This window comes from Bradyrhizobium sp. ORS 111, from assembly GCF_045571485.1.
Lineage (GTDB): Bacteria > Pseudomonadota > Alphaproteobacteria > Rhizobiales > Xanthobacteraceae > Bradyrhizobium.
Map to the genome: position 1 here is coordinate 3962361 of NZ_CP120701.1, position 20101 is coordinate 3982461.

The window sequence follows — 20101 nt, forward strand, 5'->3', positions numbered from 1 at the left end:
TCCTAGGCCGCCGCCGCAACACGCAGGTGGTCTGCGATCCAGTGATCGAGGTCGGCGAGCGCCCGGGCGCTGATCGCCTGCTTCTTTGCAACGGTCCTTTCGTTGCCGCGCAGCCGAGAACCGTCCGGCTTCTTCGTCGGCGGATTGGCAAGCGGTGGGAACAGGCCGAAATTGATGTTCATTGGCTGGAACGAGCGAGGACCGGACTCAACCGTTTCGATGTGGCCGCCGGTGATGTGGCCGAGAAGGGCGCCCAGTGCCGTGGTCGCCGGCGGCGGCGTCAGCGATTGGCCACGTGCGTCGGTGGCGGCGCAGAGCCCCGCGATCAGTCCGACGCTTGCCGACTCGACGTAGCCTTCGCAACCCGTCATCTGTCCTGCGAAGCGCAGCCGCGGCTGCGCACGCAGGCGCAATTGTGCGTCGAGCAGCTTCGGCGAGTTCAGGAAGGTGTTGCGGTGCAGGCCGCCGAGACGGGCGAACTCGGCTTTCTCAAGGCCCGGGATGGTTCGGAATACGCGCTGCTGGGCGCCGTGCTTCAGCTTGGTCTGGAAGCCGACGATGTTGTAGAGCGTGCCGAGCTTGTTGTCCTGGCGTAGCTGCACGATGGCATACGGCTTCACGGTCGGATTGTGCGGGTTGGTCAGTCCCACCGGCTTCATCGGCCCATGGCGCAGCGTTTCGGGACCGCGCTCGGCCATCACCTCGACCGGAAGGCAGCCATCGAAATAGGGCGTGTTGGTCTCCCAATCCTTGAAGTCGACCTTTTCGCCCTCGATCAGTGCCGCGACGAAGGCGTCATACTGCTCCTTCGTCATCGGACAGTTGATGTAGTCGGCGCCCGTGCCGCCGGGACCGACCTTGTCGTAGCGTGACTGGAACCACGCCACCGACATGTCGATGGAATCCTTATGCACGATCGGCGCGATGGCGTCGAAGAACGCCAGCGCGCTCTCGTCCGTGAGCTGTCTGATTGCATCCGCGAGCGGTGCCGAGGTGAGGGGACCGGTCGCAACGATCACGTTGCTCCAGTCGGCGGGCGGCAGGCCGGCCACTTCCTCGCGGCTGATCTCAATCAGAGGATGTTCGTTGATTGCCCTGGTGACCGCCGCGGAGAAGCCGTCGCGATCGACCGCCAGCGCCCCGCCGGCGGGCACCTGGTTGGAATCGGCTGCGCGCATGATGAGCGAGCCGAGGCGCCGCATCTCGGCGTGCAGCAGCCCCACCGCGTTGTTGGCGGCATCGTCAGAGCGGAAGGAGTTCGAGCAGACCAGTTCGGCGCAGCCGTCAGTTCGGTGAGCCTCGGTCATCCGGGTCGGTCGCATCTCGTGCAGCACGACGCGGACGCCCGAGTTGGCGACCTGCCAGGCCGCTTCCGAGCCGGCGAGCCCCGCGCCCACGATGTGCACGGGTTGGGAGGAGTGATGCGGAGTCATTGCGCAGCGTTAGCGCGTTTTGATCCCGTATGCATCTGAAACCGAGCTAGAAACGATAACGCCCGCTGCAGGAGCGGGCGTTATCCGTTCATCAGATGGCGGATGAGCGATCAGCCGTTGTAGGTGCCGGCCGCAACGCGCGGAATGTCCGAGCGATCGAGGCCGATATCGGCCAATTCACGGTCGCTGAGCTGGGACAATTCGCTGACATTGCGCTGGTAATCCCGGAAAGCCTGGATCATGCGGATGAGCGAGAGCAGCATTGGTAGTCTCCTAGTAGTTCAGATTCAGCTTTTCCAAAGCCTCATCGTTGAAATGAATATAGATGAGATTTTGCAGTGCAGTAGTTCCGATGTTGCGATGCAGCTAATCCCAAAATGCATGGCAGCGGTAAGTCTCGATTAACCGTTCCTGTCATGCCTGAGACGGCCATCCATCGGAGTTCCAAAGATGCCGGAACTCAATCAGAATGCATTATAATCCAGAAGCTTGCGTCGCCGCGATACGCTCTCGACAGCTCTTTAAGTGGTAACTAAGGACCGCAAAATCAATCCCGCGTGACAGTCGGGCAGGAGCCCCGCCGATCGTGTTCCATGCGCGATTCGCATGCGGAGTTGGATCCATGAGATGAATTTACGTTCATCGCCGCTTCTGCCTGGAGACGTAGTGGCGGGCGGCAATTGGTCGCGTTGACCGATAGATGCTGTCCGCCTCGGCAAGTGGAGTTGGCGGTCGACAGGACCCCGAGTCTTGAGGGCCGCCGACGAAAGCGATGTCACAAGGACGCAGCGGTTGTCTTGCCGAGTTCAGAGCGGGGCGTCGTATCGCTCTGGGCCTCATGTCGAGCACGGCAACTAAGCTTCACCTTGCCGCTCGATCAAAGCGGCGTCACAGCGAACGTGATCGCGGCGGCCTTCCTTACCGACCCGTAACGAAAATGCGGCGCAATGCATGCTGGAGTTGCGCCCAGCGTCGATCACATTCGCATCGCGCGAAGTTCATTCTGAGCGCTGCGGGGAACGGCGAATAATTGTTCCGCAGATTCCGCAATCACGCGGGCGTCTGCCTACGAACAAAATGGATAATTCCCATGATCAGAACAATGATCGGCGCAGCCGCAATGGCTGCCGTTGCTTACGCTGTCGTTCCCGCGCATGCCGCCAAAATGGGCGTCGGCTGCAGCGGCCCGAACCTGACCAAGACCGAGTCTGCGGTCGAGGCTATGGCCGACACTGAAGTCAAGTTTATGGCGGAGAAGGAAATCTCGCTCGCTCAGGACGCGATGCTGAACGGCAAGATGGGTGCCTGCAGCGCGCACCTCGGCAAGGCCGCGCACGCCAGCATGGCGAAGTAAGCTTTTGTACATTGCGACCAGGGCCGGTTGCCTGGGGCAGCCGGTCTTTTGCGATTCTAGGGGGCGTGGGCGAGTTGCGTGGCGAAATAGCCGATGGTCTTGGCGTAGACCTCGCTCTTGTTCCACTGTTGGATCACCGCGAAGTTCTCGCTGCCGGGCTCCCAGCCCTTGCCCTTCTTCCAACCGTAGCTCTTCAGGAAGTTTGCCGTCGATGCCAGCACATCTGGCACGTTATGCAGCAGGTCGCGCTTGCCGTTGCCGTCAAAGTCAACCGCAAACTTGATGTAGGACGACGGCATGAACTGAGTCTGCCCAATCTCGCCCGCCCAGGCGCCGCGCATCTCCTGCGGCGCAAGGTCGCCGCGCTCGATGATGCGCAAGGCATCCATCATCTCACCCTTGAACATGTCGGAGCGACGGCAGTCATAGGCAAGCGTCGCCAGCGACCGCATGGTCGGAAACTTGCCGGTGTTGACGCCGAAATCAGTCTCCAGCCCCCAGATCGCGACCAGGATCTCGCCCGGTACGCCATAGGCCTCTTCGATCCGCGACAGCACCGAGCCATATTGCTTCATCTTGTCGGAGCCGCGGGTGAGGCGCGGCGGGACCATGCGCCCCGAGAACTGTTCGAACGTCTGACTGAAGACCTGCTGCGAGTGATCGCGCGCCAGGATCGCCTTGTCGAGAGTGACGCCACTGAGCCCGGCCTGGATTGCGTTTTGCGAGATGCCCTTGGCGGCGGCTTCCTTCTTGAAATCGTCGAGCCAGGCTTCGAACGTACCTGTGCCGCAGGGGGCGGCGAGCGTCGATGCGGTCGATGCCAGCAGCCACGCGCCGACGGCAAGTGCGCGATAGGAAAGACGAGAGCTCATATGGCCATTCACTCCGGGGCGACGATCCTAACGACACAGTATTAAAAAATCGCCGCGTATGTTCTCGGCAACAGCGGCCAAAACAAGGCTGGTCAACGACCTGTCCGATGTCAGACGGGGTAGCAAATATCGCGCCAGAATCACGTTCCGTTGACAGCGGCATCGCGCTGCGCGGGACAGCAAACCGCCGGTCGAAGATCGGCCGGCGGTTTGCGTTGCAGTCAGCGTTGCGCGATTGCGGCGGGCACTTAGCTCCGATCGCTTCGCCGCCATGGGAACAGGTTGGCCGGGAAATCGGCGGCCGGTTTGCGCTCGCGCGGCTCCGGAATGACCGGCCGCGCATTCGGGTCCTTCACGATCACTTCCCGATAGAGATGCCAGGTGGCGTGACCCAGCAACGGAATCACGACGGCAAGGCCGAGGAAGAACGGGATCGTGCCGAGCACCAGCAAGACTGCGACGATGAGGCCCCAGACCGCCATCGGCACCGGATTCCGTGCAACGACGCGCATCGACGTTGCCATCGCTTCGCCGGCGGTCGCATGGCGATCGAGCAGCATCGGAAATGCGACTACGCTGATGCAAAGCGCCACCAGCGCGAACAGGAAGCCGACGCCGCAGCCGACCACGATTAGCCACCAGCCCTGTGGTGTGGTCAGGACCCGCGCCGCAAAATCCGGAATGTCGGCGGCAATCTGATAGCCGAAGGCGGCGGTGTAGATCGCCTGCGCAATCGCGATCCAGGTCACGAACAGCGCGAACAGCAGCGTTCCGACCCCGAGCATCGCACCGAAGGACGGCGAGCGGAACACCTCCAGGGCGTCCCACGCGGTCGCTGCCTCGCCGTTCTCTCGACGGCGGCTCAACTCGTAGAGGCCGATCGCGGCAAACGGGCCGAGCAGGGCAAAGCCCGCGGCCAACGGAAACAGCAGGGGCAGCACGGAATAGCCGTGCACCGTGCGCGCGAGCACGAGGCCGAGCACGGGATAGATCAGGCACAGCACAATGGCGTGGCTGGGGATCGCCTTGAAGTCCTCCCATCCGAGACGCAGCGCTTGGTGCAAATCGGACAGGCCGATGGTGCGGATAACCGGCGCAGACGCGGCACCTTCGCCGCTCTGCGTCATCGATCTGACATTGCCTTGATATGGAGTGGCCATGGTCGTTGTCTCCCTCTGGACGGCCGCATTCTGCGCCCGCCATACGGGCACCAACGTGCCGCCTCTCAAAGCGTTCACGAGCAGACCAGACGCGAAAGACGGAGCAGGGACCTGGCCATGTCGCGAACTGAACAACCAAGGTACTCCCAAACCGGATCGAAAGCACGCTCTCACGCTTAAGTGAATGTCGCATTGGCAAGGTATGGAGAGGGCGGTACACTTGGCGTGCGACCGCGGTCGGGCGTCTCAGCGCCGCCCGACCTTCAAACCATCTCAAGTCCAGTGGGAGCAAACGATGAGCATTTTCGGAAAAATCATGAGCGCGATCTTCGGTAGCAGCGCGACTGCCGCGCCCGCTGGCGGAGCAGCCACAACCACGGCTCCCGCCGGCGGTTCGCCCTCCGCCAGCGCATCGTCTTCGTCGCCGGCCGCCGCGCCCGGTGCCCCACCCGCGCAGACGGTTGACGTGGCGCCTATCCTCGACGCGGCGGTCGCTGCGAAGAAGGAGAAGCTGGAGTGGCGGACCTCGATCGTCGACCTGATGAAGGCGCTCGACATCGATTCCAGCCTCGGCGCGCGCAAGGAGCTTGCCAAGGAGCTTGGCTACACCGGCGACACCAACGACTCCGCGAGCATGAATATTTGGCTGCACAAGCAGGTGATGGCGAAGCTTGCGGCCAATGGCGGCAAGCTGCCTCCAGACATCAAGCACTGACGAGATAACCGCTGATGCGACTAGGGCCCGCGCCGGTGCGGGCCCTTTTTTATGGACGGGCGAACATCTATAGATCGGCCGATAACAAGGAGAACGCCCATGACTGATCTCGACCGCCGGACGATGCTGACGACCGGCGCTCTGGCGCTGGCGGGTGCTGCCGCGCACGCTGTGCCCGCGGACGCGCAACCCGCGCCGAAAGCGATGTTTGCGGTGCCGGCCGTGACGATCCCGATCGTCGGCGCGACTGAGGTCTTCCAGGTGCGGCGCATCTATTGCATCGGCCGCAACTATGCCGCGCATGCCATCGAGCGCGGCTCCGATCCGACCCGCGAGCCGCCGTTCTTCTTCCAGAAGCCGACCGATGCGATCCAGAACGTCGCGATCGGCACGGTCGCCGATCATCCCTATCCGTCGCTGACCAAGAACTATCACCACGAGGTCGAATTGGTGGCCGCGTTGAAGTCCGGCGGCACCAACATCCCCGCCGAGAAGGCGCTCGATCATGTCTATGGCTACGCACTCGGTCTCGACATGACGCGGCGCGATTTGCAGAACGGCATGGCCGCCGAGAAGAAGCCGTGGGAGATCGGCAAGAGCTTCGACCACGCCGCCGTGCTCGGACCGATTCATCCGTCTGATAAGACCGGTCATTTCACCAAGGGCGCGATCTCGCTCGCCGTCAACGGCACGGTGCGACAGAGCTCGGATCTGAAGAACATGATCTGGAGCGTCGCCGAGCAGATCGCAAAACTCTCCGAGGCGTTCGAGCTCAAGGCCGGCGACATCATCTATTCCGGCACGCCGGAGAATGTCGGTCCTGTGGTCAAGGGCGATGTGCTGCTCTGCAAGCTCGAGGGCTTGCCGGACATGTCGATCCGGATTGTCTGACGGACAGGGCGTCAGCCCACAAGATCCGCGTATTCCGGATGGTTGCGCAGGTAGTCCACCACGAAGCCGCAGCCGGCGATCACCTTGTGGCCGTCGGCGCGGATCAACTCCAGTGCTCCCTTGACCAGCTCCGATGCGATGCCGCGGCCACGCAGGGCGCGCGGTGTTTCGGTATGGGTGATGATCACGGTTGACGGCGTCAGCCGGTAATTCGCAAAGGCGATTCCGCCCTCGGTATCGAGCTCGAAGCGCTGTTGGGCCTTGTTGTCGCGGACGGCTGCCATCGCAATATCCTGATTGATTCACTCTGCCCCTTCTAGGCGCCCGAACCCGTCGGCGCAAAGGCGCGTCGGGTTTTGACCAGGCGAGCTGCGCTGGTCTTCGCGGCGGTCTTTCGCAGCGCACACAGAGGGTCTTGCGGGGGAATGCGGTTCGATTACGCTTGTCGTCAGACATACGCCGCCGCTGCGGCCGGTTGATGGTTTGGCAAGTAGAAGTGCCGGCCGCCGACGTATGCCTCTGTTCGGGAGGAGGACCGTCATGTCGGACAATCGTTTCTTCAAGACACACCATGCCTGGGAGGACTGGTTCGGCATGCTGCTCGGCGTGCTGATCATGGTGTCGCCCTGGTTTCCGGTTCAGGTGAACGACACTGTCGATCTCGAACGCAGCCACCTCGTCCTCAACAGTTTCGTGGTCGGCATGCTGGTGCTGGGCCTGGCCCAGCTCGAATATGTCGCGCTGCACCGCTGGGAGGAGGTGGGTAGCGTCCTGCTCGGGCTCTGGTTGATCGTGTCGCCCTTCGTGTTCGGCTACGCCTCGGATCAAGCGCTGCAGCTCTGGCACATCGTGCTTGGCGCGCTCGTCGCCGTTGTCGGTGCGTGGCAGCTCTGGCAAGACTGGAACCTAAGCGAGCAGGAGTTGGCCAAGCATCCACAGTAGCGCCGGCTTGGACCGGCGGCGGCCTATGATGGTGTCGGCCGCCAGGCATGCGCGGCCCCAACGGTGCCGCGCCGCGATCATGGTACCGCAGCGAGGCCGCATCATGCGGGCCTTGCCGAAGCCCGCGGCTTGACGATAAACCGGATCGTACCCATCCCTTGCGGCGCTTGAAGACGCCCGGTTCTGACCGAGGAAACACCCCATGATTGTCCTGACCATGCCCCTGATGTTGCGCGTGTCGGCGGGGCGGCAATGAGCGGGACGGCTGCTACTGCGCCGCGCGGCGGGATCGCGCGGGTGTCGCGCCGGGTGATGAACCTCGCCTACATCCTGACCCAGAACGCCCGGCGCCACGGCGATCGCCCCGGCTTCATCTGGAACGAGAAGACCTGGTCCTGGCGCCATATCGACCAGACTGTCTCGGCGCTGGCGGCCGCGCTCGCCGCGCGCGGCATCGGCAAGGGCGACCGCATCCTGGTGCATTCCAAGAACTGCGACGAGATGTTCTGGTCGATGTTCGCGGCCTTCCGGCTCGGCGCGGTCTGGGTGCCGACCAATTTCCGCCTGATGCCGGACGAAGTCGCCTATCTCGCCGCGGCTTCCGGCGCGAAAGCGTTTCTCTGCCATGGCGACTTCCCGGAGCACGCCAGGGCGGCGGCCAATCCGGCGCTCGAATTCACTTGGCGGATCGGCGAGCAGGGCACGTTCGGCGAAGCCACAGTCGGCGATGTCATCGCCAAGCATGCGGGCGCCGAGGTCGAGAACATCGCGGTCGAGTACGACGATCCCTGCTGGTTCTTCTTCACCTCCGGCACCACCGGCCGCTCCAAGGCCGCGGTGCTGACCCATGGCCAGATGGCCTTCGTGATCACCAACCATCTCGCCGACCTGATGCCCGGCACCACCGAGGATGACGCTTCGCTGGTGGTGGCGCCGCTGTCGCATGGCGCTGGCGTGCATCAACTGGTGCAGACCGCGCGCGGCGTGCCGACCATCCTGCTGCCGTCGGAGAAGTTCGACATCGCCGAAGCGTTCCGGCTGATTGCGAAGCATCGCGTCAGCAACATGTTTACGGTGCCGACCATCCTGAAGATGATGGTCGAGCATCCCGCAGCCGATCAGCACGATCATTCCTCGCTGCGTTACATCATCTACGCCGGCGCGCCGATGTATCGCGAGGACCAGAAGGCCGCGCTGAGCAAGCTCGGCGGCGTGCTGGTGCAGTATTTCGGTCTCGGCGAGGTCACCGGCAACATCACTGTGTTGCCGCCCGCATTGCACGATCCCGAGGACGGACCGCATGCGCGGATCGGCACCTGCGGCTTCGAGCGCACCGGCATGCAGGTCTCGATCCAGGGCGACGACGGGCGCGAGTTGAAAGCCTTCGAGACCGGCGAGATCTGCGTGATCGGTCCCGGCGTCTTTGCGGGCTACTACGACAACCCCGAAGCCAATGCGAAGGCGTTTCGCGACGGCTGGTTCCGTACCGGCGATCTCGGCCACATGGACGAGGAGGGCTTCGTCTACATCACCGGCCGCGCCTCCGACATGTACATCTCCGGCGGCTCCAACATCTATCCGCGTGAGATCGAGGAGAAGATCCTGACTCATCCGGCGGTGGGTGAGGTGGCCGTGCTCGGCGTGCCTGATCCCTTCTGGGGCGAGGTTGGTGTTGCCGTCTGCGTCGCACGCGAAGGCAGCGATGCGGTCGGCGAGGCGGAGCTGGCGGCCTATCTCGCGCCGAAGGTGCCGCGCTACAAGATGCCGAAGCGGTTCTTCTTCTGGGAGGCGCTGCCGAAGTCCGGCTACGGCAAGGTGCCGAAGCGGCTGATCCGCGACGAGCTCGAGGCGCGCGGGCTGCTCGAGGTGATCGCCAAATCGCCGGGCGGCTAGCACAATGCGCAGCATCGTCCAGCCCGGCGCTCCCGTCCCTGAGCGCGTCCAATGGGTCGCCGCGCGCGGCCGTGCCTTTTCATTCATGCTGGAGGCCGGCATTCCCCTGCTCGAGGCGGTGCGCCGCGGCTTCGCGGCGGAGGGGTTTTCGAGCGGCGTACTCAACGCGACAGGCGGGGCGCTGGGGCCGTTTGCCTACGTCATGCCGGCACTGTCCAAGGACGGCGCCAACGCAGCGTTCTACAGCGACGCGTTTCGTCCCGATGGCGTGACATCGCTCAAGCTCGCGGCGCTAACCTTCGGTGCCCGCGATGGTGCGCCGTTCTTCCATTGCCACGGCCTGTGGATCGAGGCCGACGGCCGTTTCAACGGCGGCCACATGCTGCCTGACGAGACCGTGGTCGCGGAGTCCTTCGAGGTCAGCGCTTTCGGAATCGACGGCGCGACGTTCGTGGCCGAGCCCGACAGCGAGACCAATTTCAAGCTGTTCGGGCCGGTCGCTACCACGCCGCTCGGCGCGAAGACCACCAGCCATGCCTTCGCGCTGCGGCTGCGGCCGAACCAGGATTTCGCCTGCGCGCTGGAGGGCTTCTGTCATCAGCACGGCATCCTGCGCGCGCGCCTACATGGCGGCGTCGGCTCGACCATCGGCGCCATCTTCACCGACGGCCACAGCGTGGTGCCGTTCGCGACCGAGCTTGCGGTGACTGCGGGTGAGATCGCAACCGATTCCGACGGTCAGTGGAACGCCGAGCTCGACGTCGCGCTGGTTGACTATCTCGGCGGTATCGCCGAGGGCCACTTGGTGCGCGGCGACAATCCGGTGCTGATGACGATGGAGCTGGTGCTTGAGGTGCTGCAGGAGGCGGAGCAGCCGTAGGGGCGGGGACGCCTGAGCATAACCTGCGCTGTCAGCACCCGCGCATGCGGGTGATCCAGTATTCCAGAGACGCCGGTGCTTGAAGGGAGAGGCCGCGGCTCGCTCCACCGCGTCGTCCCGGCCTAGTGCGCAATCGCGCACGGGGGCCGGGACCCATACGCCGCGGCTTGTGTTGTGAACGAGACTCGTCGTTCCAGACGGTGCATAACAACATGCATTCGGGGGTATGGGTCCCGGCCTTCGCCGGGACGACGGTGAGCATGTGGCGCAACTTGAAACAGAAATATCTTTGCGGAAGGGACTTGCGCCGTCGGGCAACTCAGTGCCAAGGGCGGTATCATCGGGGCGCATCATCGCAGCTTGCGGACATGGACGTTGATATCGAGGTCGATATCGCTGACGCAGGTTTGCTCGGTGCTGTGCGAACTGCCTTCGTGCCAGCGGCCCTTGCGCAGACCGATGTCGCTGACGCCGGCAAGCCGCAGGCAGCGCCATTGCGGCAGTGGGCCAGAGCTCTGGCCCGCGAACTGCCAGGCCAGCACAACCTCCTGACCGCTCTTGTTGTGTCCGATGATGTGCGGGCAGAGCTCGCGCGGCCGGCCGTCGTAGCGGCAGACGACCTGTTGCTCGGTGAGGATCGCTTTGCGGAAGAGGGCGTAGGCCGAGCTGGGCATGGTGTCAGGCTAACGCGGTTTGCGGGCGACTTCGGGGCGAGGCGCTAAACGGCGCAGGTGCCGGTCTCGACCGGCATCTGGCCCGCGACATAGCGTTCTTGATATGTTCTTGACGCGACGGAGCCACTCTGCAATTGTATCTCGCGATCGCGTCAAGTTTCAGGGGTGGGCGAGTGGCAAGGCGAAACCGCACGATCAACATGCCTGCGCCGTATCTCCGGCGCGTCTGGCTCGATCGGGACCGCATCACCAATCGCAAGGCTTACCCCTTTACACTGCCGCTGCTCCGCGATGATTTCGAGCTAACCTTCGACAAGGCGATTACGATCATCGTCGGCGAGAACGGCACCGGCAAGTCCACGTTGCTGGAAGGCATCGCCGCGATGGCCGGCTACGACGATGCCGGCGGCGGCAAGGGCTATCGGCCGGTCGATCATTCCCGCGCGCTGGAGAAGATGGGTGGATCGCTCGCCAGCGCGCTGCGCGCGAGTTGGATGCCCAAGATCAGCCACGGTTGGTTCTTTCGTGCGGAAAGCTTCTTTTCGGTGGCGCGATATCTCGACGAGGCCGCACTCGATGATCCGTTCGGTGGCCCTCCGCCGGACTTCCTGTCGCATTCTCACGGCGAAGGCTTTCTGCGCTTCTTCAATGAACGCTGCCAACGGCAGGGCATCTTCATCTTCGACGAGCCGGAATCGGCACTGTCGCGCCAGATCGAATTCCTGAAGCTGCTGCACCGGATGAACGGGACAACTCACTGCCAGGTCATCATGGCCACGCATTCCCCGGTGCTGATGGCCTATCCCGACGCGACCTTGCTGCGGTTGACGAAGGGCGGGCTGGAGCCCGTGAGCTTGAAGAGCACCGACCATTACAGGCTGATGCGCCAGTTCTGCGATGACCCAGAGGGCTTTGTCGCAGAGGCGCTGACGGAGGCAACGACATAATGGCTCGCAGGCGGCATCGCCCGATCAACCTTCCCGCGCCGTATCTCAAGCGCGTCTGGCTCGATCCATCGCTCATCCCCGATCGTGAGATCTATCCGTTTTGTCTCCCGATTTTCAGGGATCCATTCGACCTGAGCTTCGAGTCCGCCATCACCATCATCGCCGGCGAGAACGGGACGGGAAAATCCACAATCCTCGAGGGCATTGCCGCGGTTGCCGGCTTCGACAGTGGCGGAGGCGGCAAGGGACATCGGTCGGTCGAAGAGGGCATCGAGGAGACGGGCGCGGACCTGGTGGTCGCGCTGCGTGCGGGCTGGGTGCCGAAAGTCACTTACGGCTGGTTCTTCCGCGCCGAGACGTTCTTCTCGGTCGCGCGATACCTCGATCGTTCGGCAGTAGTGGCGCAACAGGATCTCGCTGCGACCGTCGGGGCGTCGCCGCAATTCGCGCCGGACTATCTGTCCTTCTCCCACGGCGAAGGCTTCATCCAGTTCTTCCAGGAGCGCTGCCAGAAACAGGGCATCTTCATCTTCGACGAGCCGGAATCGGCGTTATCACCCGCGCGCCAGATCGAATTCCTGAAGCTGCTGCGGCGCATGGATCAATCGGGACATTGCCAGGTCATCATGGCAACCCACGCGCCGATGCTCATGGCCTATCCCAACGCGACGCTGCTGCGGCTGTCGAAATACGGGCTTGAGCCCGTCGATGTCGAGCAGACCGATCACTATCGGGTCTTGCGCGAGTTTTGCACGGACCCGCGAGGATTTGTCGAAGCCGCGATCGAGGACTGAAAACGGGCAGGGGCCGCGCCGAGTACGCCGGGCGGAACCTGCCGAGATCGTCGCAGGGCAGGGATGATCCTTCGCCGACCACCGCTGTCATTTCGTGCTAGACTACGGTCAAACAAGCGGAAACAGGGAGGATGCCGTGCATCATGCCTTGGTGCCCAGTGACCGCGTCGAGCGCGTTCACGTCTACGGACGCGACGGCGCCAAGCTTGGATCGATCGAACGGCTCATGCTCGAAAAGCTGAGTGGAACGGTGGCCTACGCCGTGATCAAGACCGGTGGAGTGCTCAGCACCCACCACCATTATCCCGTGAAGTGGAGCGCACTTCGATACGATCCGGTGCGTCAGGCCTACGAGGTCGAGGCGACACTGGAAGACTTGCAGGCGGGCCCGTGCGAGATCGATGGTGACGAATTCGACTGGGGCGATCGCTCGCAGTCGTATACGCATCCGAATTACTGGGCAGTGTAGCGAAGCGAAACGGACGCCGGTGTCCGCCGTAGCTTTCCAAGCGAACCGCGGAAGCCGTAGCGTGTCGCTCGCTCTGGTTCGCAATCGCGTAGCCCGCATGAGCGGAGCGACATGCGGGATGCTACTTCGCTTCCGCAAACGCCTTCAGCTTCAGGAAGAAGTCCTTCAGGATCGCGTTCCGGTCGATGAAGGTGACGTAGCGGATCGGATGCCGCCGGCGATCGGTGCTCCAGGTCATCTGCTCGGTCAGGACAGGAGCGGGAATGATCACGCTCGGCGCCCAACTGGCGTTGAGCAGCCAGCCGACCGGCGCCATGTCCCAGATCTCCTTGGCCCAGCCCGGATGATCCGGCGAATACTCCTTGAAGCGCTGGGCCAGGAAGGCGCCGATGCCGCCGTGTGGCTCGACGTGGCGCTCGATCTCCGGCACCGTTGTGTGCAGGCGCGAGGTGACGCCGAGGCACGGCACCAGCACCAGCGGCACGCCACTGTCGAGCAGCACCTGCGCGCCGCCGACATCCTGTCTCATGTTGAACTCGGCCGTATCGGGCCATTCCAGCGCATGGCCGCCGAGCCACACCACGACGACGCGATCGATGATGTCGGGTGCCTTCAGCAGCGCCGAGGCGACGTTGCTGATGGCGGCGATGGCGACGACGTAGAGCGGATTATCCGGCGATCCGGCCCGGGCCCGCACGATCAGGTCATCGACCGCGGCCGCCTCGCGCGCTTGCTTCGCTTTACCGACATAGTCGATGACACCGTGATGCACCAACCCGTCCGGCGAAACGTTCAGCCGCTCCAGCAGGCGCAGGATCTCCTGGTAGCTCAGCTCCATGCCATGAGCAGGACTATCCGCGCGCTTGTTGAAGAACGGCGCGGCATAGATCGCCTCCACATCGAAGCGATCTCGCGACAGCATCATCTGCACAATCGCGAACTGGTCGTCGATCTCGTTGTAGGTGTCGGTGTCGAGCACGACGCGCACCTTGCCGGCGGGCGGCGCGAGCAGCTTGAGGCGGGTGGCTTCAGAGAGAGGCATTGTGTTCATCCGAACTGAGACTAGGTCTTCGATCGAGGCTCGCATAGCCGCCGTCGGTAGCCGAGCGGACCGACATGCGGGGTTTCCAGGTCGACGGCCCCGGATGTCGCTCCGCTCATCCGGGCTGCTCGTAGCGTTTGGCGATCGAGACGAGAGCCTAGTCTGTCGTCAAAGTTTGCATCGAGCCTTCGCGTGAGTTTTTCTCACATTATGCGCGAGTTTTTGATGGATTGTCCGGCTCAAATTTTAGAGATACGTCCGTGGCAGAGATCAGTCTCAGCCGGCAATTACGGGTGAAGTGATCTGAACAGGAGACACGGGCAACATGGTGGGCGACACGAACGTTCGAGCCGGCCGGTGCCATTGCGGCGCAGTGCGTTTTGAGGTGACGCTCAGCGACGGCCTCAACTCGATCCGCCGCTGCAATTGCTCGTACTGTCGAATGCGGGGCGCCGTCGTTGTCATGGCGGAAGTGGGTGGGATCAGGATCCTGCAGGGCGAGGATGCGTTAACAACTTACCGCTTCCATACCGGATCAGCGCAGCATTTCTTCTGCTCTCGCTGCGGAATTTACACGCATCATCAACGACGATCGAACCAGAATCTGTATGCCGTCAACGTCGCCTGTCTGGACGGGTTAAGCCCATTCGATTTCCCCGAGGTACCGGTCATGGATGGCATCAATCATACGAACGATACCGGCCGGCCAACGCGTCGCGCAGGCACACTCCGCTTCATCCCCGCTGACTAACCGTCATTGTCAACCAAACGACCGCCGTTCCGTCGCCTGAGCGGGAGTCGGGACAGCCGGTGCTGACCGTTGTGCGTGCGGCTTGCCTCCCGAGGAAGACGGCGGCCGCGACTTCGCTCTCGTGCAAGAAACCGACCTCCCATCCAGTCTAAATGCCGAGCGATAAACTTCGGCAGGCGCGCGCGCGGGCCGATCCAATGGAGGAGACGGGGATGAAGGGAACGATCGCGAGGGCCTGCGTCGTGGTGGCGGCGTTGGCGGTGCTGGGGACCGCCTGGGCGCACGGGCCGACCCGCCGCAAGGTGCAGGAATCGATCGAGATCGATGCGCCGCAAGCCAAGGTGTGGGCGGTGATCGGCAATTTCCAGGACATGAACTGGCTTGTGGGCGTCAGCAAGACCGAGGGCGAGAAGGGCAACGAGATCGGCGCGACCCGGCGGCTGACGCTGACGCAAGGCGCGACCATCGACGAGGAGCTCTACAAATACGACGCCGACATGATGAGCTATTCGTACCGGATCACGGCGGTCGATGTGAAGGTGCTGCCGGTCACCAATTATTCCTCGACGTTGACGGTGTCGCCCGCGCCCGACGGCAAGGCAAAGCTGGAATGGGCCGGCGCGTTCTACCGCGGCTATCCCAACAACGATCCGCCGCCCGAGCTGAACGACGAGGCCGCGATCAAGGCGGTGAGCGGGCTCTATCGCACCGGGCTCGAGGCGCTGAAGAAGAAGATCGAGAGCGGCACTTGAGGACATCAGCCCATACCGGGTCCGTCATAGCGAGGAGCGGCAGCGACGAAGCAATCCATTCTTCTGTTTTGCGGAGCCCTGGATTGCTTCGCTTCGCTCGCAATGACGTGGATAGAGTTGTGTGTATGGTGACCCTGAGCGTGCGCGCGATCGCACTGGCGGCGCTGCTCGCCGGCCTCACGGCCGCGCATGCCGAGGAGGCGTTCGTCACCAACCAGCTCAGCGACGACCTCACGGTGGTCGATCTCGCGACCTCGAAGGCGGTCGCGACGATCGCGATCGGCGGCAAGCCGGCCGGCATCGCCGTTACAACAGATGGCCGCTTCGCCTATGTGACGAGCCCCGATGCCAAGGCGCTGACCGTGGTCGACGCCGCCGCGCGCAAGGTCGTTGGCCGGGTCGACGTCGGCGGCGGCCCGCTCGGCATCGCCGTCGCACCCGACGGCGCTGTGGTCTATGTCGCCGACTGGTACGCCGGCGCAATACGGGTGATCGATGCCAAGGAGCAGCGCGTCGTCGCCAGCCTTGCGGTCGGCGCATCGCCGTCCGGGCTCGCTGTGACGCCGGACGGGCGGTGGCTGCTCTCGGCGGATCGCGACGACGACAGCGTGTCCATCGTCGATACCGCCACGCGCGAGCGGAGGGGGATCGTGAAGGTCGGGAGCCGTCCGTTCGGCGTCACCATTGATGCCGAGGGCAAGCGCGCCTACACCGCCAATGTCGGCTCGAACGACGTCTCGGTGATCGACATCGCCGCTGCGCGCGAGATCGCCCGCGTGCATGTCGGCCTGCGGCCTTACGCGGTCGCGCTGGCGCAGGGCCGCGGCTTCGTTACCGACCAGTATGACGGCAAGGTCAGTGTGTTCGACCTCGCGACATTGCAGCCGCTGAAGCGGATCACGGTCGGCGATTACCCCGAAGGGATCGAGGCGACCGCCGACAGCAAGGGGGTCGTGGTCGCGAACTGGGAGAGCAACACGCTGAGCGTAATCGATGCTGCGGAGATGAAGGTTGTCGGCACGGTCAAGGTCGGCGACGGCCCGCGCGCGTTCGGGGCGTTTCTCAGGCGAACGGAGTAGGTGGTGGCATGTAGCCCGCATGAGCGAAGCGACATGCGGGGCAAATTTGACAAGAGATTCCCGGATAACGCTTCGCTCATCCGGGCTACCCGCTGCGTCGCTCTTCCTCCGTCGTCATTGCGAGGAGCGATAGTGACGAAGCAATCCATCCAACCGCTCTTGCGGGCAGATGGATTGCTTCGCGGAGCCTGTCATCGGGCGCGCATTCGCGCGACCCGTTGGCTCGCAATGACGGCTGCATTCGTTGACAGCCCTCGGGATCAGTTCGCCGCAGGCGCAACTCGCCGGTCACGTTAACAACCGATCGGCGGATGGCACTTCGCTAATCCGCCCAACCGCCCGCCACTAAACGCGGAGAGGCGCAACTACTCCGCCGCCTCGCTCGCGCTGCTCTTCCGCGGCTTGCTGTTTGCCTTCTTCAGCACCGGCGCCAAAAACTTGCCGGTATAGCTGCGCGGCGCCTTCACGATGTCTTCTGGCGGGCCCCAGGCGACGATCTCGCCGCCGCCGTCGCCGCCTTCGGGGCCGAGGTCGATCACCCAGTCGGCGGTCTTGATGACCTCGAGGTTGTGCTCGATCACCACGACCGTGTTGCCCTGCGCGACCAGCTCGTGCAGCACCTCCAGGAGCTTGGCGACGTCGTGGAAGTGCAGGCCGGTGGTCGGCTCGTCCAGGATATAGAGGGTACGGCCGGTGGCGCGCTTCGACAGCTCCTTGGCGAGCTTGACGCGCTGGGCTTCGCCGCCCGACAGCGTGGTGGCCTGCTGGCCGACATGGATGTAGTCGAGGCCGACGCGGTGCAGGGTCTGGAAAGTCTCGCGCACGCGCGGCACCGCCTTGAAGAACTCGGCGGCTTCCTCGACCGTCATGTCGAGCACGTCGGCGATGCTCTTGCCCTTGAACAGCACCTCCAGCGTCTCGCGGTTGTAGCGCTTGCCCTTGCAGGTGTCGCAGGTGACGTAGACGTCGGGCAGGAAGTGCATCTCGATCTTGATGACGCCGTCGCCCTGGCAGGCCTCGCAGCGGCCGCCCTTGACGTTGAAGGAGAAGCGCCCGGGCTCGTAGCCGCGCGCCTTGGCTTCGGGGAGCCCTGCGAACCACTCGCGGATCGGCGTGAAGGCGCCGGTGTAGGTCGCGGGGTTGGAGCGCGGGGTACGGCCGATCGGCGACTGGTCGATGTCGATGATCTTGTCGATATGCTCGAGCCCCTCGATGCGGTCGTGCGGGGCCGCGCCCTCGCTGGCATTGTTGAGCTTGCGGGCGATGGCGCGGTAGAGCGTGTCAATCAGCAGCGTCGACTTGCCGCCGCCGGAGACGCCGGTGACGCAGGTGAACAGGCCGAGGGGAATCTCCGCCGAGACGTTTTTCAGATTGTTGCCGCGGGCGTTGACGACCTTGATGGTGCGGCGATGGTTCGGCGGCCGCCGATCGGGCACGGGGACCGAGAGCTCGCCGGTCAGATACTTGCCGGTCAGCGACTTCGGATTGCGCATGATCTGGTCGGGCGTGCCTTGCGCCACGATATGGCCGCCATGCATGCCGGCGCCGGGGCCGATGTCGAGCACGTAATCGGCGAGGCGGATCGCGTCCTCGTCATGCTCGACGACCACGACCGTGTTGCCGAGATCGCGCAGCCGCTTCAGAGTGTCGAGCAGGCGGGCGTTGTCGCGCTGGTGCAGGCCGATCGACGGCTCGTCCAGCACGTAGAGCACGCCGGTCAGCCCCGAGCCGATCTGCGACGCCAGGCGGATACGCTGGCTCTCGCCGCCGGAGAGTGTGCCGGAGGAGCGCGACAGCGTCAGGTAATTCAGGCCGACGTCGAGCAGGAAGGTCAGGCGCTCGCGGATCTCCTTGAGGATGCGGGCGGCGATCTCGTTCTGCTGGGCGTTCAGCGCGTCCGGTACCGTCTCGAACCATTCGCCGGCGCGCTTGACCGAGAGCTCTGATATCTCGCCGATATGCTTAGCCCCGATCTTGACGCAGAGCGCCTCCGGCTTCAGCCGGTAGCCGTGGCAACCCTCGCAGGGCACGTCGGAGAAATATTTGCCGAGCTCCTCGCGCGCCCACTCACTCTCGGTCTCGCGATAGCGGCGGTTGATGTTGGTGACGACGCCCTCGAACGGCTTCTTGGTGTCGTAGGAGCGGACACCGTCCTCGTAGGAGAACTTGATCTCGTCGTCGCCGGAGCCGTGCAGCAGCGCGTTCTGCACCTTCTTCGGCAGATCCTTCCACTTGGTGTCGAGCGTGAACTTGTAGTGCTTGCCGAGCGCGGTGAGCGTCTGGATGTAATAGGGCGAGGACGACTTCGCCCAGGGCGCGATCGCGCCCTTGCGCAAGGTCGCCTCCTTGTCGGGGATGACGAGATCCTCGTCGACATGCTGCTCGACGCCGAGGCCGCCGCAGGCCGGGCAGGCGCCATAGGGGTTGTTGAACGAGAACAGACGCGGCTCGATCTCGGGAATCGTGAAGCCGGAGACCGGGCAGGCGAACTTCTCCGAGAACAGGATGCGCTCGGGGCCGCTCTTGTCGTGGATCTTCGCGGTCTTCTTCTTGTCTTCGCTCGCGGCTGCGCTAGGTGCGTCGGCGTATTCGATCACGGCGAGGCCGTCGGCGAGCTTCAGCGCGGTCTCGAAGCTTTCCGCAAGGCGCTGGGCGAGGTCGGGGCGCACCACGATGCGGTCGACCACGACGTCGATGTCATGCGGGAATTTCTTGTCGAGCGCGGGCGCCTCCGCGAGTTCGTAGAAGGTGCCGTCGATCTTGACCCGCTGAAAGCCCTTCTTGAGATATTCGGCGAGCTCCTTCTTGTACTCGCCCTTGCGGCCGCGCACGACAGGTGCCAGCAGATAGAGCCGCGTGCCTTCGGGCAATGCCAGGACGCGATCGACCATCTGCGAGACGATCTGGCTCTCGATCGGCAACCCGGTAGCCGGCGAATAGGGCACGCCGACGCGGGCCCACAGCAGGCGCATGTAGTCGTAGATCTCGGTGACGGTGCCGACCGTCGAGCGCGGGTTCTTCGATGTCGTCTTCTGTTCGATCGAGATCGCCGGCGACAGGCCGTCGATTTGGTCGACGTCGGGCTTCTGCATCATCTCCAGGAACTGGCGTGCATAGGCCGACAGCGATTCGACGTAGCGGCGCTGGCCCTCGGCATAGATGGTGTCGAAGGCGAGCGAAGATTTGCCGGAACCGGACAGGCCCGTGAACACCACGAGATTGTCGCGCGGAATCTCGACGTCGATGTTCTTCAGATTGTGTTCGCGGGCGCCGCGAATCGTGATGGCACGCGACGAGGAGCCCGCGGTCTGTTGGCGCTTCGACTTCAGCACTTCATCCATTGCGGCGATTCCGGGCGCCTGGTGTTTGCGCCTTTTTGGGCGCGCGTCACCGGTGATGCCGGGACCTTGCGCCGATGGGTGTGTGAGCACTGGAACGTAGGAAGAACGGCGG

At 63.8% G+C, this 20101-nt stretch carries 20 protein-coding genes; 12 read left to right on the forward strand and 8 right to left on the reverse strand.

From position 1 onward, the window contains the following. Positions 1-2: 2 nt before the first annotated feature. A complete protein-coding gene (gene trmFO / locus P6U30_RS18495; protein WP_407170296.1) occupies positions 3-1433 on the reverse strand; it encodes a methylenetetrahydrofolate--tRNA-(uracil(54)-C(5))-methyltransferase (FADH(2)-oxidizing) TrmFO in 1431 nt (476 codons plus the stop codon). Positions 1434-1543: 110 nt separating this feature from the next. Continuing rightward, a complete protein-coding gene (locus tag P6U30_RS18500) occupies positions 1544-1696 on the reverse strand; it encodes a DUF1127 domain-containing protein (protein WP_016846063.1) in 153 nt (50 codons plus the stop codon). A gap of 839 nt (positions 1697-2535) precedes the next feature. Here P6U30_RS18500 and P6U30_RS18505 point away from each other — a divergent pair. Next, complete coding sequence (locus tag P6U30_RS18505; RefSeq protein ID WP_407170297.1) at positions 2536-2787, forward strand: hypothetical protein; 252 nt, start codon at positions 2536-2538, stop codon at positions 2785-2787. Between the two features lie 56 nt (positions 2788-2843). Here the strand turns inward: P6U30_RS18505 and P6U30_RS18510 are convergent, their stop codons facing one another. Together P6U30_RS18510 and P6U30_RS18515 are read right to left on the reverse strand one after the other, a co-directional pair. Continuing rightward, complete coding sequence (locus P6U30_RS18510; protein ID WP_407170298.1) at positions 2844-3659, reverse strand: lytic transglycosylase domain-containing protein; 816 nt, start codon at positions 3657-3659, stop codon at positions 2844-2846. A 248-nt stretch (positions 3660-3907) separates the two neighbouring features. Then, positions 3908-4819: a DUF2189 domain-containing protein gene (locus P6U30_RS18515; protein WP_407170299.1), complete on the reverse strand. Its 912-nt coding sequence runs from the start codon at positions 4817-4819 to the stop codon at positions 3908-3910. A 295-nt stretch (positions 4820-5114) separates the two neighbouring features. Between P6U30_RS18515 and P6U30_RS18520 the strand changes: the two genes are divergently transcribed. Further along, on the forward strand, positions 5115-5534 hold the full coding sequence (locus P6U30_RS18520; RefSeq protein ID WP_407170300.1) for a DUF3597 domain-containing protein: 420 nt from the start codon (positions 5115-5117) through the stop codon (positions 5532-5534). Between the two features lie 99 nt (positions 5535-5633). Further along, complete coding sequence (locus P6U30_RS18525; RefSeq protein WP_407170301.1) at positions 5634-6425, forward strand: fumarylacetoacetate hydrolase family protein; 792 nt, start codon at positions 5634-5636, stop codon at positions 6423-6425. Positions 6426-6436: 11 nt separating this feature from the next. Here the strand turns inward: P6U30_RS18525 and P6U30_RS18530 are convergent, their stop codons facing one another. After that, positions 6437-6709, reverse strand: coding sequence for a GNAT family N-acetyltransferase (locus P6U30_RS18530; RefSeq protein ID WP_407170302.1), 273 nt, complete (start codon positions 6707-6709; stop codon positions 6437-6439). Between the two features lie 256 nt (positions 6710-6965). On the opposite strand from P6U30_RS18530, the gene P6U30_RS18535 reads away from it, so the two are divergent. The 3 genes from P6U30_RS18535 (at position 6966) to P6U30_RS18545 (ending at position 10140) form a co-directional block, all read left to right on the forward strand. Then, positions 6966-7367: an SPW repeat protein gene (locus P6U30_RS18535; RefSeq protein ID WP_407146059.1), complete on the forward strand. Its 402-nt coding sequence runs from the start codon at positions 6966-6968 to the stop codon at positions 7365-7367. Positions 7368-7619: 252 nt separating this feature from the next. Next, positions 7620-9260 (forward strand): acyl-CoA synthetase, encoded by a 1641-nt coding sequence (locus tag P6U30_RS18540; protein ID WP_407170303.1) that lies wholly within the window; start codon positions 7620-7622, stop codon positions 9258-9260. A 4-nt stretch (positions 9261-9264) separates the two neighbouring features. Then, on the forward strand, positions 9265-10140 hold the full coding sequence (locus P6U30_RS18545; RefSeq protein WP_407170304.1) for a PCC domain-containing protein: 876 nt from the start codon (positions 9265-9267) through the stop codon (positions 10138-10140). A 350-nt stretch (positions 10141-10490) separates the two neighbouring features. Here P6U30_RS18545 and P6U30_RS18550 read toward each other — a convergent pair whose 3' ends face one another. Beyond that, on the reverse strand, positions 10491-10814 hold the full coding sequence (locus P6U30_RS18550) for a hypothetical protein (protein WP_407170305.1): 324 nt from the start codon (positions 10812-10814) through the stop codon (positions 10491-10493). 173 nt (positions 10815-10987) lie between these two features. On the opposite strand from P6U30_RS18550, the gene P6U30_RS18555 reads away from it, so the two are divergent. The 3 genes from P6U30_RS18555 to P6U30_RS18565 all read left to right on the forward strand — a co-directional run bounded on the left by P6U30_RS18555 (position 10988) and on the right by P6U30_RS18565 (position 13024). Then, positions 10988-11761 carry an AAA family ATPase gene (locus tag P6U30_RS18555; RefSeq protein ID WP_407170306.1) on the forward strand — a complete coding sequence of 258 codons (774 nt, stop codon included), beginning with the start codon at positions 10988-10990 and terminating at the stop codon, positions 11759-11761. Next, positions 11761-12555 (forward strand): AAA family ATPase, encoded by a 795-nt coding sequence (locus tag P6U30_RS18560; protein WP_407170307.1) that lies wholly within the window; start codon positions 11761-11763, stop codon positions 12553-12555. Before P6U30_RS18555 ends, P6U30_RS18560 begins: the two co-directional genes overlap by 1 nt. A 136-nt stretch (positions 12556-12691) precedes the next feature. Continuing rightward, on the forward strand, positions 12692-13024 hold the full coding sequence (locus P6U30_RS18565) for a PRC-barrel domain-containing protein (RefSeq protein ID WP_407170308.1): 333 nt from the start codon (positions 12692-12694) through the stop codon (positions 13022-13024). Between the two features lie 121 nt (positions 13025-13145). On the opposite strand, the gene P6U30_RS18570 is transcribed toward P6U30_RS18565, so the two are convergent. Next, positions 13146-14066 carry a nucleoside hydrolase gene (locus P6U30_RS18570; RefSeq protein WP_407170309.1) on the reverse strand — a complete coding sequence of 307 codons (921 nt, stop codon included), beginning with the start codon at positions 14064-14066 and terminating at the stop codon, positions 13146-13148. 325 nt (positions 14067-14391) lie between these two features. Between P6U30_RS18570 and P6U30_RS18575 the strand changes: the two genes are divergently transcribed. The 3 genes from P6U30_RS18575 (at position 14392) to P6U30_RS18585 (ending at position 16648) form a co-directional block, all read left to right on the forward strand. Further along, positions 14392-14817 carry a GFA family protein gene (locus tag P6U30_RS18575; protein ID WP_407170310.1) on the forward strand — a complete coding sequence of 142 codons (426 nt, stop codon included), beginning with the start codon at positions 14392-14394 and terminating at the stop codon, positions 14815-14817. Between the two features lie 212 nt (positions 14818-15029). Then, complete coding sequence (locus tag P6U30_RS18580; protein WP_407170311.1) at positions 15030-15569, forward strand: SRPBCC family protein; 540 nt, start codon at positions 15030-15032, stop codon at positions 15567-15569. A 125-nt stretch (positions 15570-15694) separates the two neighbouring features. Continuing rightward, positions 15695-16648 carry a cytochrome D1 domain-containing protein gene (locus P6U30_RS18585; protein ID WP_407170312.1) on the forward strand — a complete coding sequence of 318 codons (954 nt, stop codon included), beginning with the start codon at positions 15695-15697 and terminating at the stop codon, positions 16646-16648. 365 nt (positions 16649-17013) lie between these two features. Here the strand turns inward: P6U30_RS18585 and uvrA are convergent, their stop codons facing one another. Next, on the reverse strand, positions 17014-19989 hold the full coding sequence (uvrA, locus tag P6U30_RS18590) for an excinuclease ABC subunit UvrA (protein WP_407170313.1): 2976 nt from the start codon (positions 19987-19989) through the stop codon (positions 17014-17016). Positions 19990-20101: the final 112 nt, after the last annotated feature.